At 35.9% G+C, this 15,658-nt stretch carries 18 protein-coding genes; 6 read left to right on the forward strand and 12 right to left on the reverse strand.

The window, feature by feature from the left end; all coding sequences use genetic code 11:
* Positions 1-13 precede the first annotated feature (13 nt).
* Positions 14-1,087, forward strand: a complete 1,074-nt coding sequence (locus tag QNH29_RS07875; RefSeq protein WP_283864262.1) for an alpha/beta fold hydrolase — start codon at positions 14-16, stop codon at positions 1,085-1,087.
* A 69-nt stretch (positions 1,088-1,156) separates the two neighbouring features.
* Here QNH29_RS07875 and QNH29_RS07880 read toward each other — a convergent pair whose 3' ends face one another.
* The 5 genes from QNH29_RS07880 to QNH29_RS07900 all read right to left on the reverse strand — a co-directional run bounded on the left by QNH29_RS07880 (position 1,157) and on the right by QNH29_RS07900 (position 5,685).
* Entirely contained in the window at positions 1,157-1,951 is a 795-nt protein-coding gene (locus QNH29_RS07880; RefSeq protein ID WP_283864263.1) for an alpha/beta fold hydrolase, read from the reverse strand.
* A gap of 187 nt (positions 1,952-2,138) precedes the next feature.
* Positions 2,139-2,672: a PepSY domain-containing protein gene (locus QNH29_RS07885; protein WP_283864264.1), complete on the reverse strand. Its 534-nt coding sequence runs from the start codon at positions 2,670-2,672 to the stop codon at positions 2,139-2,141.
* A gap of 122 nt (positions 2,673-2,794) precedes the next feature.
* Complete coding sequence (locus tag QNH29_RS07890) at positions 2,795-3,547, reverse strand: PepSY domain-containing protein (RefSeq protein WP_283864265.1); 753 nt, start codon at positions 3,545-3,547, stop codon at positions 2,795-2,797.
* 63 nt (positions 3,548-3,610) lie between these two features.
* A complete protein-coding gene (locus QNH29_RS07895; RefSeq protein ID WP_283864266.1) occupies positions 3,611-4,975 on the reverse strand; it encodes a sensor histidine kinase in 1,365 nt (454 codons plus the stop codon).
* Positions 4,972-5,685 (reverse strand): response regulator transcription factor, encoded by a 714-nt coding sequence (locus tag QNH29_RS07900; protein ID WP_283864267.1) that lies wholly within the window; start codon positions 5,683-5,685, stop codon positions 4,972-4,974. The genes QNH29_RS07895 and QNH29_RS07900 overlap by 4 nt, the downstream gene beginning before the upstream one ends.
* Positions 5,686-5,859: 174 nt before the next feature.
* On the opposite strand from QNH29_RS07900, the gene QNH29_RS07905 reads away from it, so the two are divergent.
* Together QNH29_RS07905 and QNH29_RS07910 are read left to right on the forward strand one after the other, a co-directional pair.
* Positions 5,860-6,774, forward strand: coding sequence for an ABC transporter ATP-binding protein (locus QNH29_RS07905; protein ID WP_283864268.1), 915 nt, complete (start codon positions 5,860-5,862; stop codon positions 6,772-6,774).
* Positions 6,767-7,609, forward strand: a complete 843-nt coding sequence (locus QNH29_RS07910) for an ABC transporter permease subunit (RefSeq protein WP_283864269.1) — start codon at positions 6,767-6,769, stop codon at positions 7,607-7,609. Before QNH29_RS07905 ends, QNH29_RS07910 begins: the two co-directional genes overlap by 8 nt.
* 87 nt (positions 7,610-7,696) lie before the next feature.
* Here QNH29_RS07910 and QNH29_RS07915 read toward each other — a convergent pair whose 3' ends face one another.
* From QNH29_RS07915 to QNH29_RS07935, 5 genes are read right to left on the reverse strand one after another with little or no spacing between them, the layout of a single operon-like run.
* Positions 7,697-8,383, reverse strand: coding sequence for a response regulator transcription factor (locus QNH29_RS07915; protein ID WP_283864270.1), 687 nt, complete (start codon positions 8,381-8,383; stop codon positions 7,697-7,699).
* Positions 8,380-9,852 (reverse strand): sensor histidine kinase, encoded by a 1,473-nt coding sequence (locus QNH29_RS07920; protein ID WP_283864271.1) that lies wholly within the window; start codon positions 9,850-9,852, stop codon positions 8,380-8,382. The genes QNH29_RS07915 and QNH29_RS07920 overlap by 4 nt, the downstream gene beginning before the upstream one ends.
* A gap of 17 nt (positions 9,853-9,869) precedes the next feature.
* Positions 9,870-10,607, reverse strand: a complete 738-nt coding sequence (locus QNH29_RS07925) for an ABC transporter permease (protein ID WP_283864272.1) — start codon at positions 10,605-10,607, stop codon at positions 9,870-9,872.
* Entirely contained in the window at positions 10,604-11,308 is a 705-nt protein-coding gene (locus QNH29_RS07930; RefSeq protein WP_283864273.1) for an ABC transporter ATP-binding protein, read from the reverse strand. The genes QNH29_RS07925 and QNH29_RS07930 overlap by 4 nt, the downstream gene beginning before the upstream one ends.
* A 36-nt stretch (positions 11,309-11,344) precedes the next feature.
* On the reverse strand, positions 11,345-12,190 hold the full coding sequence (locus QNH29_RS07935) for a hypothetical protein (RefSeq protein ID WP_283864274.1): 846 nt from the start codon (positions 12,188-12,190) through the stop codon (positions 11,345-11,347).
* Between the two features lie 253 nt (positions 12,191-12,443).
* Here QNH29_RS07935 and QNH29_RS07940 point away from each other — a divergent pair, with 253 nt between their 5' ends.
* Both QNH29_RS07940 and pabA read left to right on the forward strand, forming a co-directional pair.
* A complete protein-coding gene (locus tag QNH29_RS07940; RefSeq protein ID WP_283864275.1) occupies positions 12,444-12,638 on the forward strand; it encodes an IDEAL domain-containing protein in 195 nt (64 codons plus the stop codon).
* Positions 12,639-12,773: 135 nt separating this feature from the next.
* Positions 12,774-13,358, forward strand: a complete 585-nt coding sequence (gene pabA, locus QNH29_RS07945) for an aminodeoxychorismate/anthranilate synthase component II (protein WP_283864276.1) — start codon at positions 12,774-12,776, stop codon at positions 13,356-13,358.
* Positions 13,359-13,411: 53 nt separating this feature from the next.
* On the opposite strand, the gene QNH29_RS07950 is transcribed toward pabA, so the two are convergent.
* On the reverse strand, positions 13,412-13,993 hold the full coding sequence (locus QNH29_RS07950) for a hemerythrin domain-containing protein (protein WP_283864277.1): 582 nt from the start codon (positions 13,991-13,993) through the stop codon (positions 13,412-13,414).
* Positions 13,994-14,288: 295 nt separating this feature from the next.
* Here QNH29_RS07950 and QNH29_RS07955 point away from each other — a divergent pair, with 295 nt between their 5' ends.
* Entirely contained in the window at positions 14,289-14,891 is a 603-nt protein-coding gene (locus QNH29_RS07955) for a hypothetical protein (RefSeq protein ID WP_283864278.1), read from the forward strand.
* A gap of 23 nt (positions 14,892-14,914) precedes the next feature.
* Here the strand turns inward: QNH29_RS07955 and QNH29_RS07960 are convergent, their stop codons facing one another.
* A complete protein-coding gene (locus QNH29_RS07960) occupies positions 14,915-15,559 on the reverse strand; it encodes a YczE/YyaS/YitT family protein (protein ID WP_283864279.1) in 645 nt (214 codons plus the stop codon).
* Positions 15,560-15,658 lie beyond the last annotated feature (99 nt).

Consider the following 15,658-nt stretch of genomic DNA (forward strand, 5'->3'; position numbering starts at 1 on the left):
GGGGGCTTAGGAAGTGGCGGTAGATTTACCTTTTAAGGATATAATTCCTCCGCTAGAGTTAGATTATGAAAAAGAAATGAAACGCTGGAAGCATTTATTTCAAGTACTGAATGAGCCAGAACCCAAAATTGGACATACACCTAGGACTGAGGTTTGGAGAAAAAATAAATCAGTATTATGGTATTACCCAGCAAAACAAAAAAAATATGGCATTCCATTATTTTTCGTCTATTCTTTATTTAATAAACCATATATTCTTGACATTGCTCCGAAGGCAAGCGTAATTGAGGGGCTTACCAACCGTGGATACGACGTATATTTATTGGATTGGGGTACTCCCGGGTACGAAGATAAAAATATCGGACTGGATACCTACATTGAAAAATATTTGAAAACAGCCGTAAGGCGTGCCATTCGTCATTCTAATTCTGATGAGATTACAATAGTAGGGTATTGTTTGGGAGGTACCATTGCTTCTATCTATGCCTCGATTGCGGAAGAACCCATTAAAAACTTGATTGTTGCAACTGTACCTATTGATTTTACACAATATGTTGGTCCAGATAAATGGACAGAGGGTTTTAGAAATGGTGATATAAATGTTGATCGTATCATTGATGTTTATGGAAATCTCCCGTCAGCCTATGTGGAAGCAATGTTTCGAGCAGTATCGGCTCCGGTTTATTTTAGTCATTATACGACGCTGCTGCACCGAGCCCATGACGCTGGATATGTGGATAAATGGCGCCGAATGAATAAATGGACAACTGATCAGGTTCCATTTGCAGGTGAGGCTTTTAGACAATTAGCGAATGACCTTTTTAAGGAGAACAAGCTTGTTAAAGGTGAATTAATGATTGGCAATAAACATGCAGATTTAAAAAATATTAAGACGAATTTGTTTGTTATCTCCTCTTCTAATGATAATTTAGTGTTAGAATCACAAAGCTTGCCGATGATGGATTTAGTTTCTAGTGAGGATAAGACTTACAAGCTAGTTGAAGCCGGTCATGTTTCCTTAGCATTAACCGGATTGTTCGCGGTGGTGGTGGATGAATGGGCTTCCACTCGTTCGAACACACTTTAAATTGTAGTAATAAAGGTGAGTACAAGATTATATAATGGTTAAGGGAAGAAGGGGAAGGAGTTCCTTCCCTTAACCTGCTTTTTTATGTTTGTTTAAAAAGTTTCGCAGTACCTCGTTAAATGCCTCTTTTGCCTCAAGCTTTGCAACATGTCCTGTATTTCTAAAAATAACAAATTCAGAATGTCTAATTTGTTTATGCATGAGTAATTGTATCCAGGCAGGGGTAACAGAATCGTACTGACCGCCAATTATTAAAGTCGGAACTTTTATCTTTGGCAGCAGGCATAGATTATTCACCTCAAGGCATGCCTTTATTGAAGGAAGATAATAGTCACGATTAGGCTGATAGAATTTATAGAAATTCTCAAAGTTTTCCTCAGTCCAGGAATACAGGCAAACACGCGCAGCCATATTTTTTTGCTCCTCGAGGGAAAGTGATTCGGATCTAAACGTCCGGAATTTTAAAAATAGCTGTCCAAAATGTTTTGGTGCATAATGAAATGTACTTACGAGCATAAGGGAACGGCACATTTCTGGCGCTTGCCGATAGATTTCTTGTGCAACCATTCCGCCCATCGATAACCCGCAAATGTGGGCGCTTTCAATTCCAATACCTTTTAACAACTTTATAATATCTAATGCAAAGTTTCTAATTGAAATTTTTTCATCCGTAATATACTCACCGTGTCCACGTAAATCTGGGATAATCAGGTCATACTGTTGTGCAAAATCAAACTGATTGGACCAGCCTTCCTTTATTTCTCCAAGCCCATGAATAAAAACTAGAGGTTCTCCAGCACCCATTCGTAAATAAGGGATTCCGAAAAAATTTTTTAAAAATTTTTCAGATAAAAACTTACCCAATTCAACTACCTCCTATGGTTGATTATAGTAACCTTTGTAGCCATAATTCGGATAGTGTAAACAGGTATAATGTTGTAATTAACATATTATATATACATTTTTGATTTAATATTACTAATAGGTGTAAATTACATATATAGGACAAAAAGAGAGAACAATCTATTTAACGATTATTCTCTCCTTATTATTATCCATCAATCCCGTTGTCATCACTGCCTCTGCCCCTGTCATCATCGTCGTCGTCATCATTTCGATCCCTGTTGTCATCATCAAATTTTACTCGTGTAACTTTTCCTGTTTCTGCATCCACTCGAACATCAACTTCACCTTGATCTGACTGTATTTCAAATTTATATTCGAGTCTGCCATGTTCCATTTCCTTTTCAACCTTGGTAATCGTTCCGTTTACCTCTTTCACAGCGATTTTTGATGCTTCTTCAACGGATATAGATGAGGTATTTGATGGAGAAGCAGTTGAACTGCCGCCGTCATCATCACTTTCAATTTTGTAAAATGACTGACCGTGCTCTGTTTCTAGCTCAATTTCTTGTCCTTCTTTGATTTCAGGGAAGCTTTGTGTATTAAGATCTATTACCGAGGATTTGTCATCTAGATGAATGGAATCATCTGGGCGAGTATCATTTTTTGAAGCGCCTGCTGCAATAGCTCCTCCCAAAATGAGTAACGATGACACTACACCAATCAAAACCTTATTTTTCATTATCATTTCCTCCTTTTTTATAACCTTTCTACAATTTCAGTATATCCACTAAATATGAGAGTAAAAGGATAGAAACATTAGAAATTAATGAGAAATGCTTGTTTATAATAGTAGTTTATTAACTAGTCATCATCATTATTGTCGTTTTCTTTTTGTTCACTTGTATGATCATCCCAAGAGACTGACAATACGTCCCCGGTGATGGCATGAATCTGGACAGTTGCTTCACGATCATCATTTGTTTCAATTTTAACGAGATAAAAGGTTTGATTCCCTTCCGTAGCCAGCCAAATATCATCTAACTCTCCCTGAACCTGAGATTTCGCAATCGTAACAGCCTCATTTTCTGTTAATCGCTTAGGTGGTTCATTGATTAAAGTTGATGTTGTAGAGAGGATAGCACCTGAAGAGGCATCCACAATTATCGTTGTTTGTTTGTCCGCTTCATTGACAATTGCTTTATAAGAAGAATGTTGATTTGTAACAATTTTCTCAAAAGATACAAGTGAACCGTTTACAGTATTAAGTACAATTTGTTTTAATTCTTCTTCAGGAAGCTCTCCTTTGAGAGGAGAATCGGGAGTAGGTGTTGTTGATTCAGATCTTTCGTCAAAAGATAATATTTTTCCACTTTTTGCATCTAGTTTGATGACATAAAGCTTAGTTTGTTTTTGGAGTTCTACTTGATATTGCTGGTCAGCTAGTTTTAATAATGTGACCTTACCTTGGTAACGATCTTGAACAAGTTCCTCCGCTTCTTTTTTGGTTAACATGTCAGCAGACGGAGAAAGTTTTCCGAACTGCTGCCAGCTGACAAATACAATAACAACAATGATTGTGCACATCGTTACCCAAAACCAAGATAATTTTTTCACGGTTCTTCACCACCTTATTACATTTATTTTCTACTATTAAAATGAGAAAGTGATGAGAAAATGCTATAATTTTTTAACTTTTTTGCTCAGAATTGTGATAGTAGTCCCAGTACCTGCAACACTATCTAAATGTATTAAAACACCAATTGCATCGGCAATTTCCTTTGCTATAGACAACCCAAGACCAGATCCGCCCTGTTTTCTGCTTCTTGCTTTGTCTACCCGGTAGAACCTGTCAAAAACTTTTGGAAGGTCACTTTCATGAATACCAATTCCTTGGTCAATAATTTTAATGTAAACTTCATCTTGGTCATGTCCTAATTCGATAAAAATGGTTCCATCACTATATTTCCTGGCATTATCTAAAAAAATAAACAGGAGCTGCTTGAGCTTTTTCTCATCGGTTTCAATGAATAGGGGAGTATGATTTTTTTGGACAAATTCAATATCACGATTATATGCATTTTTAAATGCTTTGACGGTTTGTGTTATTAACTGGCTAATGTTTAACTCGTTAAGCTCAATTTTCCATTGTTCATGGTGCCTTGCTAACATCAACAGTTGTTCTGTCATTTCCTTCATACGGATTGCCTCGGAGTGGATAGCTTCTATTGATTCAAGAAAAAGCTTCGGTTCTTTTAAACCTCTTCTTTTTAAAAGGCTCGCGTAACTTTCTATAATCGTTAATGGGGTTTTAAGTTCATGTGACGCATTGGAAACAAATTGTTTCTGCTTATCAAAATTGACTTCTAATAAATCAATCATATGGTTGAAGGTTTGACCCATTTGAAAGAGTTCGTCTTTCGAGCTGCCCTCAAGCTTAAGGCGCTTAAAAGCTCCACTTTCCCTTATATCTGTCATGGTTCTAATCATAGATGTAACGGGCTTTGTAATTAGATCGCTGAGAATCCGGCTGGAAATCAAAACAGGAATTAGCGCAAGAAGAGTTACCATGATCAAGACAAGGCGAAGGATAGATAAAATATTGGTTGCCGTTTCCATGCTCTTTGTTATCTGCAGGTTGGCAATGCTTCCGTCTTGCAAGATGATTGGCATAGATTCAAAGCTAAATAGCCGGTCCTGGTATTCTATTGCTTTACTAACTTCATTACTATAAAATACTGATTCTCTCTTGCTTAAGTCATGTGCACCAGGGCTAGTATACGGTGAGGAGTCATTTTTATCTTTTGTAACAATTTGGATCATCCCATTGACTGGGACGTAGGACCGTAAAAGAATATCTTCAGATATAGTTCCAAGTGATTTTCCGATATTCCCAGATATTTTTTTCATTTCATTATGCGCAGTGTTAAGTTCGCTGTCGAGAGTTAATTTGCTGAAAGAATAATAAACTGTAATGTTTATGATAAGCAACAATATCGCAAATAAAAAAGCTGTATAAAGATTAATTTTATTTCTAAGTTTCATTTTGAATCCTTCATGACATAACCAACGCCGCGAACTGTATGAATTAACGAGGGCAGATGCGGCAGGTCAATTTTTTTTCTAACATAACGGATATAGACATCTACAACATTTGTATCACCGAAAAAATCATACCCCCAAACAGCCTCAAGTATTTGCTCCCTGCTTAACACCTGTCGTTTATTCATCATTAGATAGACTAGTAAGTCATATTCTCGTGGAGTCAAATCAATGGACTCCCTATTGCCTCGAATAACTTCTCTAGATTTTTGATTTATAGACAAATCAGCAAATCGCAGCAGGTCATCGTTATTATTCTGTGGTTGTTGTTCTTCAGCACGTTTAATTCTTAAGGCGGCTCGGATTCTTGCTAACAGTTCTTCAATTTGAAAAGGCTTTGTAATATAATCATTGGCACCAAGGTCAAGACCTGATACTTTGTCTTCTACAGAGCTTTTTGCTGTTAATAGAATGACAGGTGTTTGGAGATCATTTTTTCTAATTCGCCGTAAAAGTTCAATTCCGCTTAATCCTGGAAGCATGACATCCAATAATATTAAATCCCAATTCCCGGTACGATAGGCTTCAAGTGCTTCAAGGCCATCGATTACTTTCGTCACTTCATATCCCTCATATTCAAGTTCAAGTTCCAATATTCTTGCAATCTTTTCTTCATCCTCAACGACCAGAATACTCCCTTTTTTTGTTGACATCTCAATTCTCCTCAATTTTTATTTCTACATTGTATTCGGCAACATAAATACAAAAACCTCTTGAATTTACCGTTATTCTTTTTAAAAAAGATTATCAAAAAAATTATAAATTTTTATGAACGTTTTCCCATCTTTAATCGTTATACAAAAGGATGAAGGTTTGGGGGGAGAAATTTGACAAATATTATTGAGGTTGAAAAAGTCAGCAAGCAGTATAATCAACGTGAAATATTAAAGGATGTTTCTTTTACAATAAAAGCAGGAAGTATTAATGGGCTGCTTGGTCCAAACGGAGCTGGGAAAACAACAATTATTCGTTTATTAAATGGAGTAATTGAAGCGACTGCAGGGACAATGAAGGTAATGAGTTTTGACCCAAAGTTACACGGTGATGAAATTAGAAAAAGGGCTGGAATTGTTACAGAAAGTGCAAGTCTTTATCATGATATGACGGCCTGGGATAATCTTGTCTTCTTTTCAAATATATATGGTCATTCTGATACGAAACGAATTACACATTTACTTGAACAGTTCGATATGCTTAGCTTTAAGGATGAATTAGTAGGCAGCTTTTCTACAGGAATGAAGAAAAGAATCGCACTAGCAAAAGCCTTACTGCATAGTCCAACCCTTCTATTTCTAGACGAACCGACGAATGGGCTAGATCCTGAAGGAATCAATGAGGTCATCCATTATTTACGTAAAGTGAATCAAGAAGATGGGGTAACAATCCTAATTTGTTCTCATGTTTTACATCAGCTCGAAACCATCTGTGATTCTTATCTGTTTTTAATAGATGGCAGAATCGTAGAAACTGGAACGCTGTTGGAATTAGAGAATAAATACTTAAAAGAAATTAAGTTATTAGTAGAAACTGGTCTTAAACCTCTGAAGAGCCAAACTTACAAGGAGTATAGATTCAGTAGAAAGGGATCAAATCAATTGGAATTCTTACTGTCTAATAAAGATGATATTACTCCATTATTAGCTAATATTCTTAATGAAACATGGGTTCATAATTGTGAAATAACCAACAGAAGCCTCGAGGCGATTTATTTTTCTATTAAGGAGGGAAGAGGGGGTGAATAAGCAGACAATTTTAACAATAACAAGGAAAGATATTAAAGCTACTTTTTCATCTAAAAAGGTTTGGGTACCAATGATAATCTTAGCACTAATCCTATGTGTTGTAGTTCCACCTTGTGTGGCCTACATCGGAATTCACTTTGATTTAGTTAGTACATCTTCAAAAGATATTGAAAAACCGCTTAATTCTTTTGTTGAAAATTTCCCCGATGAGGAAATGAGAAATACTCTTAATGGATTGCCAACTTTAGGATATAAATTTGTTTATTTTTTCTTAACCTTTATGATGATTCCGTTTTTCTTGATGGTAGCCATAATTAACTCAATGGTTACTTCATCAAACAGTTTTGTAGGAGAGAAGGAAAGAAATACGTTAGAAACATTATTGTTTGCTCCTATTTCAATAAAAGACTTGTTTCTTGGTAAGGTATTAGCCTCATTAATTCCTACCTTAGCTATTTCGTTTGCTGCCTTTATCATTAGTTCTATTATTGTTAATGTCATCACGTATCCTCATTTTAAAGTGATTTTGTATTTTAACTCTACCTGGATGATTCTAATGTTTTGGGTAATCCCAATATTAGTCCTATTTAATATCATCTTAAATGTCTTAATCTCAGCCAAGGTCAAAACATTCCAAGAAGCCCAGCAGTTTGGCGGAATACTTGTTCTGCCAATCGTTGGAATTATTATAAGCCAAGCAAGTGGAATGTTCTTCTTAAGCTCATTAACATTATTCCTAATTGGAGCTTTTTTACTGATCGGCAACCTATTCCTAATAAAACTGGTCACTAAATTTAACAACCGAAACACACTATTCCAAAGTCAGATACACTAATACACAAAAGACAGTGTCCACCTCAGGTGGACACTGTCTTTTTGTGGTGCCTGTCACCCAGGTGACACCTTTTAGGTGTTCACCAAGTTAATGAAAACGGTAGCCTGAACCCCAAACGGTTTCGATGTATTCAGGGTTGGAGGGGTCGATTTCGATTTTTTCTCTTATTTTACGGATGTGGACGGTGACAGTTGAGACGTCCCCAGTACTGTCAAAGCCCCAGATTCTTTCAAATAAATGGTCCTTACTGAACACTTGCTCCGGGTTTAACGCTAGGAAGGTCAGAACATCAAATTCCTTTGTTGTTAAAGTAATTTCTTTGTTATTCACAAACACACGGCGAGAAGAGCGGTCGATGAATAAGCCGCGGATGTAAATTCCTTGCGATTCAGGAGGGTGCTTCATAGATAATCGCTCATACCTGGATAAATGTGCCTTGACTCTCGCAACCATTTCATTGGGACTGAACGGCTTCACTAAATAATCATCTGCACCCAGCCCAAGACCTCTAATCTTATCGATTTCTTCTTTTTTAGCCGTCACCATAATTATTGGAATATCCTTGGTGCTTCTAATTTTCTTACAGATTTCAAAACCGTCAATGTTTGGCAGCATGACGTCAAGCAAAATTAAATCATAATCCTGTGTAAGTGCCTTCTGTAGACCGACATCCCCTGTATGGACCATTTCTGTATGAAATCCGTTAATTTCTAAATAATCCTGTTCTAATTCCGCAATGCTTTTTTCATCTTCTATGATTAAGATTTTTTTCATGATGGAATCTCCTCAAAGCAAATATCGTGCGGCAAACATATGATGATTTTTGTTCCTACCGTTAAAGTACTCTCCAAGTTTATCACACCGTTATGTTCTTCAATAATCATTTTTGCGATGGAAAGTCCTAAACCGCTGCCGCCGGTTACTTTATTCCTCGATTGCTCGGCACGATAAAACTGATTAAAGATAAAAGGGATAGACTCTTCTGGGATACCTGGTCCATTATCAGCAATGGAAATCTCAACGTTGTTGTTAGTAGACCGCATGGATATGATTAATTCCTTTTTATCCTTATCCATGTACTTCAAGCTATTGTTAATAATATTTGCAAGAACACGTTTAAACTTTTCCCGGTCCGCTAAGACATGATAATGGCCTTGAGGGGCAAATTGAAAATGTAAATCTACATTCTGTTTTCTAAGATCAAAACTCAATTCCTCGAAATAATCCGTTAAATAATCTTTGATGTCAACCCTTTCAAAATCAAACGGGATTTTACCTAAGTCCAGCTTAGAGAATAAGAATAATTCATCGATTAAATGATCCATATCCACTGCCTTTGTATAGATGGTTTGGATATAGCGGGCTTTCTTTTCAGGTGTGTCTGCTACTCCGTCACGAATGCCTTCAATATAGCCTTTAATCGAGGTTATCGGTGTTTTTAAATCATGTGATATATGAGCAATTAATTCCTTTCGGTTATCCTCATATTGTTTTTGAATCTCGTGTGATTCCTTTAATTGGATTCTCATTTCTTCAAAGGCTTGTGTTAATTGTCCAATCTCATCATGCCTTGTTATTGTAATGGAATGCTCAAGGTTCCCACTTTTTATAAAATGAGCTGCCTTCTTTAATTGATTAATTGGTTTGATAATACTTTTGGATACAAAATAGGCTAAGAGTCCATTTGTTGCAATTAATATCAATAAACATAAACCAAATAGAATAGGGAAGAAGGTTCGTACAAACTGGTTCCATGGACTTGCGTCTCTCATTAATAATAATGAGACTTCACTGCCGTCCGGCAAGTAAAAATCATGCTGCTTCATGGCAAACGTCTGATCACCAATCTCTTCAAGGCTCCGGAAGCTTTTTTCTGTTCCAAAAGCCGGCAGCTCCTCTGTACGGATATTTTCAAGCTCTTTCGTAGTATAGTAAATCACATCATTTTTACGGATTATTAACCCGGACTTTATTTCACTAAGTTTATTGTTTAGTGATGCTAAATACTCCTTACTCATCAATTCAACAGGATTTACAGCAGATTTTTCTTTTAGTTCGAGGAAGAAAATGGTATCTTGTTGTTTCGTTTTATGGTAATTGTGGCTTTCGGGCAGAAAGTTAGCCATCTCACGGATATCGCCGAGAAATACTATGATTAAAAGCAAAGAGGTAATCATAAACAAAATAATTGGTACTGTAATCATCGCTATATTTGAAAGTATGAGCCGAAGTTTAATAGACATTGATTTACACCCTTCAGTTAGGCTTCTTTTCTATTAAACATATAATAGCCTACTGAAAAAAACAATGCGAAAGAAGAGCACAAATACGTGACAGTTTGGATCACCCACCTGATTGATACGTCGCTCAGCCACTGCATGTACCAATCTAAATAGGCGGATGGCAATAAATATAAGGAATTTGGCAGTACATATGGAATAAACATCATGATTAAGTAAAGGACAATCATTCCAGAAATAGCAAGAATACTAGAATGGACGAAGAGTGCCAACATAACAGCAAATGATGACAGAACGATAATGGGAAACCAGGACACGATAAAGGCACCTAGACTTGAAGGAATAACTGTTATGTCAAAAGCTTTATCAAAAACAGCGCTGCTAATCATCACAGCCAACCATTCCAATAGAAGTATAAAAAGGCTAAAAACACTAATAGCAATTACTTTGGACAAGAAAAGCTCCATTCGGCTGATTGGTCTTACTTGTAGTAAAGTTCCACGTTCGCCTTCCCCAGTAAATAAATCCGTTGCCGCGATAAAAATAAATAAAGGGATTAAGAGGGTCACAAATAAATCCAACAAGCTGAAATTAATATTTTCGGTCGGTAATGCCATCCAATCTGTCAAAAACAGATTATTTACAAGAAGTTTAGTCAGCACAGGAATAAGCACCGCAGCGAGAACAAATAGCTTGGTACCCTTTTTTGTCAGAAGCTTTTGCAATTCATTGAAAGTACTTGCTCTGATTGTTTTCATCTTCCTGCCACCTCAACCTTCCTGACATAAACATCCTCTAATGGTTCGTTACCTGCTTCAAATAATGAGACTGCCCCATTGATGAGAAAACAGAAGCGATTACATAATTTTTCTAGTTCTGATATATGGTGACTGGAAATAACAAAGGTTGCACCGGTTTGGCATGATATTTCCAATATGGTTTTTCTCAACAAAAGCAAACCATCAATATCTAAGCCGTTCGTAGGTTCATCCAAAACAATCAGGCGAGGTTTGGAAAGAAGTGCTGAGGCAATTCCAAAACGCTGCTTCATGCCCATCGAAAAGGAGGATATTTTATCGTCTTTATAAGGAATTAAACCAGTCTGCTGCAATACCAATTCAATATCTGTATCGGTAATACCAGAATATAGGCGAGAAATCATTTTTAGATTTTTATAGGATGACATTTTTTCATAAGCAGCTGCAGGTCCAATTAAAGCCCCAACGGGAGCTATTGCTTTCTTGTAATTATTTTGAAGGTCTACACCAAATAGCTCAATTTTTCCTCGGTCAAGAGAAGCAAGACCGGTCATGCATTTTAATAGGGTAGTTTTGCCAGCCCCATTTGGACCAAGGATCCCGACTATTTCCCCTGCGTTTATCGTTAAATCGATATTCTTTATACCTCTGCCACTTGAGTATTGTTTAGTCATGCCCGTAATAACCACTGCTTTTTCCAAAATTGTCACCCTCTATATGTTACTAAATTCAGAAAACTATCTACCGTGCTTAAATTCGACTACTTTAACAACAGGTATCTCAACAGGAGTTAAGGTAGTCTGATTGTAATCAGTTGCATTTAAATTAATATAAAATATTAATTCATGGCTGGCACCCTGTTTATCTTTGCCTGTTACGATTACCTTGACAGTCTGCTGTTCAATAAAATTTTCATTATTTACTTGTGCAGTTAGTTTGACTTGCTTAACCGTTATTTCGTGATCCAATTTAGGGAGTTCTGCCTTAATGTGAAAATCTGATTTTTCAGTTTCGTTATTGTCTTGAATCATGACTGCATGTTTAATCATTAATGTACTCAAAGCATTTGCAGAAAGAGGAATTTCTTTACCTGTTAGATTTAGCTCAATCACGTGATTGCCGTTTTTCTTTTCTGCCACTGTAATTTGCTGTTGAAGATTTTTTGTTATCACATCGATGAGGTTCTCTACATCATCCTTTAGTTCAGCTGTATCACTGTGATGTGGGTTTTTTGAAGTATCCATTTTGTAAACCGTATCAAGTCCGTCCTTCATCACAAACCAATTACCACCCTGTTTGTACAGGTTCATATTGCTAACTTCAGATTCATTGGCTAAACGAGTAGTAATGTAATTTACTTGATTAATTGAATCAGATTGAAAAGTTGACTGAGATGATAAAATTGTCTTTTTGTTATCCTCAATTTTAAGGTTTACATTCAGCGTCGCGCTTTCAGCCGAATGAGTTTTCTTTAACGCCTCCTTATAAAGTTCGTATCCAGATGTATTTGCTGAAATCGAATAGACACTGCCTAACATAAGCGTTCCACTAATCCCGATAACCGCTAAAAGCTTCTTATTCATATACATTTCCTCCAATCATTATTTCGTTACATGCTCAGTGTAATTGGAAGTTATAAAAGCAATCTAAATAAACTATTAAATTTTTCTTAAATTAAGGCAATTTGGCATTCTGTTGTTGGAGGAGAAATCAACAGACACCATTAAACGCGGTAAATATGGTAGGAAAAAATTTCTTTTGATAATAATGAACAAAGTGTTTGAATTTTTAGATAATTAACAGTATAATTAAAAAAAGCTCAAGGAGTTGATTTCCATGGAAAAGAGATTATTAAATTCACCACAACAAACTGATGAGAACAACGATTCTGTGATTGCTGAGATGTTTTTAAACCACGCCTTGATTGAATTTAGAAGAGAAGTGCTCCGTAAGGAAATCGACCTCTCCCTAAAAGAGAGAAATAAAGAAGCTTTCCTCAAGTTATCTGAGGAATTAAAGAAAATCTCATAGCAAAAGTTACCTTACAGACTTCAACATATTGGAAGCCCTTTTCATATTAGAAAGGGCTTCTTTTGTTTTTGATATTCATGTATGATAAATACGAATAAGAAAATGATAGGTTTGAAGGGAAATAGGTGAACGGCAATGATTTTCATGGTCGATAATTATGATTCTTTTACATTTAACTTAGTTCAATACCTACAAGAGCTGGGGGAGGACTTAATAGTACAGCGGAACGACCAAACGACCATAGATGATATTAGGACGCTGGATCCTGAATTTATTATGGTTTCCCCAGGTCCAGGTAATCCAAGTGAAGCTGGAATAAGCTTAGACATTATAAAGACATTTTCAGGAGATATTCCCATTTTGGGAGTTTGTCTTGGTCACCAAACAATTGCTCAAGCATATCAAGGTGATGTTGTTCCTGCTGCACAATTAATGCATGGAAAAACCTCAGATATATACCATGACGGAAAAACGATATTTAAAGGACTGCCGAACCCATTTCCGGCAACCAGGTATCACTCATTAATTGTTAAAAGGGAAACACTTCCATCCTGTTTTGAGATATCCGCATGGACGCAAAACGGAGAAATTATGGCGATACGGCATAAAGAACTTCCTCTTGAAGGTGTTCAGTTTCACCCTGAATCCATATTAACCTCATGTGGGAAAGAGATACTAAAAAACTTTGTCCATTACTATGGAAAAGTTGAAGCGATCTAGATAGAAAAATAGCATAGCTGAAAAAATGGTGCCATTGTTTTATGGCACCGAGTCTATTTCTGCTTTTCTCCTTTTTTATTGTTCATTAAATAAAAAGTTATCGGCTGGTCTGAACCTGTCATTAAATTATAAACATATGAAGAAGTAATTTTGTAACCTTCATCGATTTTTTCAGCAAGATAATTAGTTCGTTCAAAAAGAATGGAACGAATATGATTTAATTGCCGGGAGATTTTTTCTGTCAATGCTTCTTGCTGGTCCAGCCGAACTAAAACCCCAGTTTGAAACTCTTCTTGTTTACTGATTTTTTCGGATAATTGTTTTTGCAGCTCTTCTTGTGTTTTTAACAGATCCATAATCACTTCTTCATACTGTATATGCTTTTGGTTACTTCTACGTATTTCTTTTAATTGATTCTCAATTTTATCCCAATTATTTGCTTGTACTACCTCTTGATTCAGAAACTGATGTTTCATTTCACTGATGGCGTTAATCAGTGAAACATTAGCCTGGTGCTGCTCGTCTATAACTTCTGAAAGATAATCTCTTCTCACAAACTTTTGGTTTGGTTCATTTATTTTCTTCTTACTTTTATAAACTGTAGGATGTTTGCCATTGTTAATATATAATCCCATTTTTTACACCCCTTACATCATGAATGTATTATTTTATGCTTGAATGTTAAAAATGGGAAAATTTTATAAAAAAACAGGAAAAATGTGTTTCTATGAGGAATTTATTTTAGTAAATATATAATATATGAACATATAAGAAATCCCCGTTACCGGTAAGTCTTAAGTCTTAGTTTAAAATAATCCTGGAGATTGTGTGAGCCATAAGGAATACACGTTAAAATAAAATAAATGATCAAATCGTTAAGGGATACATGAGTGAAATCCCTTCCTATGAAAAATGAAGGGGGAATATAGGATGAGGAAGGTTTACGTACTTCTTACAGACACCGGGACGGTATTAACAAAAATTATTAAATTATATACGAAGAAGCCGCATAATCATGCTTCCATAGCATTAGATGACCAATTATGGGATGTCTATAGTTTTGGAAGAAAAAAACCCCGTAATCCTTTCCTAGCTGGTTTTGTCAGAGAAAATATTCGCGGCGGCATTTTTCGCAATGCTGATTGTGCAATTTATTGTTGTACAATATCTGAAAAACAGTATGATGCGATTTGTCAAAAAATTGAAGAAATTGAAAAAAATAAGGGCGATTATCGCTATAACCTTTTAGGGCTATTCGCCGTTATGTTCAATTTGGAGTTGGTGCGGAAAAATGCATTTTTTTGTTCCCATTTTGTTGCCGCTCTTCTGGAGGAATCAGGAGTAAAAATAAATAAACAGAAGCCGCTTTCATTGGTTACTCCAGATGACATAAAAGAATCCAATTCTTTAGAATTAATCTATGAGGGTAAATTATCAGCTTATTTTGCAGCCTCAAGCGAACATAATATAAACGATTTATCACATCAAAAATATTATGGTGAGTTCAGTAATGATAGAGTGGAAGTGATTTAGTTAAAATGAGAGAAGACGTGTGTTTAAAAATACACATCTTCTCTCATTTGTTTATTCTTATTTTTAAAAGCTTCGATTACGCTGTTAAAAAGGCTTAAAGACCTCTGGAATACTGGACTTTGAATAAATGTATAGAGGAAGGTTGCAATGAATACAGGACCTCCCAAGATAAAACCAATTATCAGCACAAAACTTTCAACAAGAATACGTGCTTGACTGACTGATAATTTCGTTTTATTTGAAATTGAAAGCATAAAACCATCACGTGGTCCGGCTCCAAGTCCAGCGGCAACATACATCCCTCCGCCAATACCAGCAATGACAATGGCGCAAAATAAAATAAGATAATCGACCCAAGAATGAGTTGGCGCGGGTAAAAAATCTAACCATAGAAAAAAGTCCATAATTGGACCAATTAAAAGGGCATTTAGGAAAGTACCGATTCTAATATACTTTCTTGCTGTAAAAAAAGAGACAAAAACCAGTAATAGCCCGCAAATTACTCCCCAAGACCCAATTGTAAGTCCAAAATGTTGATATAATGCAACGTTTAAGACTTCCCAGGGATGTAAACCAACATGTTTCACCTTTACCGCTATCGCATTACCTAAACCAAAAAAGGTTAATCCCAATAAAAAGATTACATACTGAATTCCTTTCACCTGCAAGTTACCTCCGTAAAATATACTGTCAATTTCATTATCTTAAAAGATAATGATTTGATAATTAATGTTAATAGAATTATAAAATTAAAAGAATTTTATTAA

The organism is Neobacillus sp. DY30 (assembly GCF_030123065.1).
Lineage (GTDB): Bacteria > Bacillota > Bacilli > Bacillales > Cytobacillaceae > Neobacillus.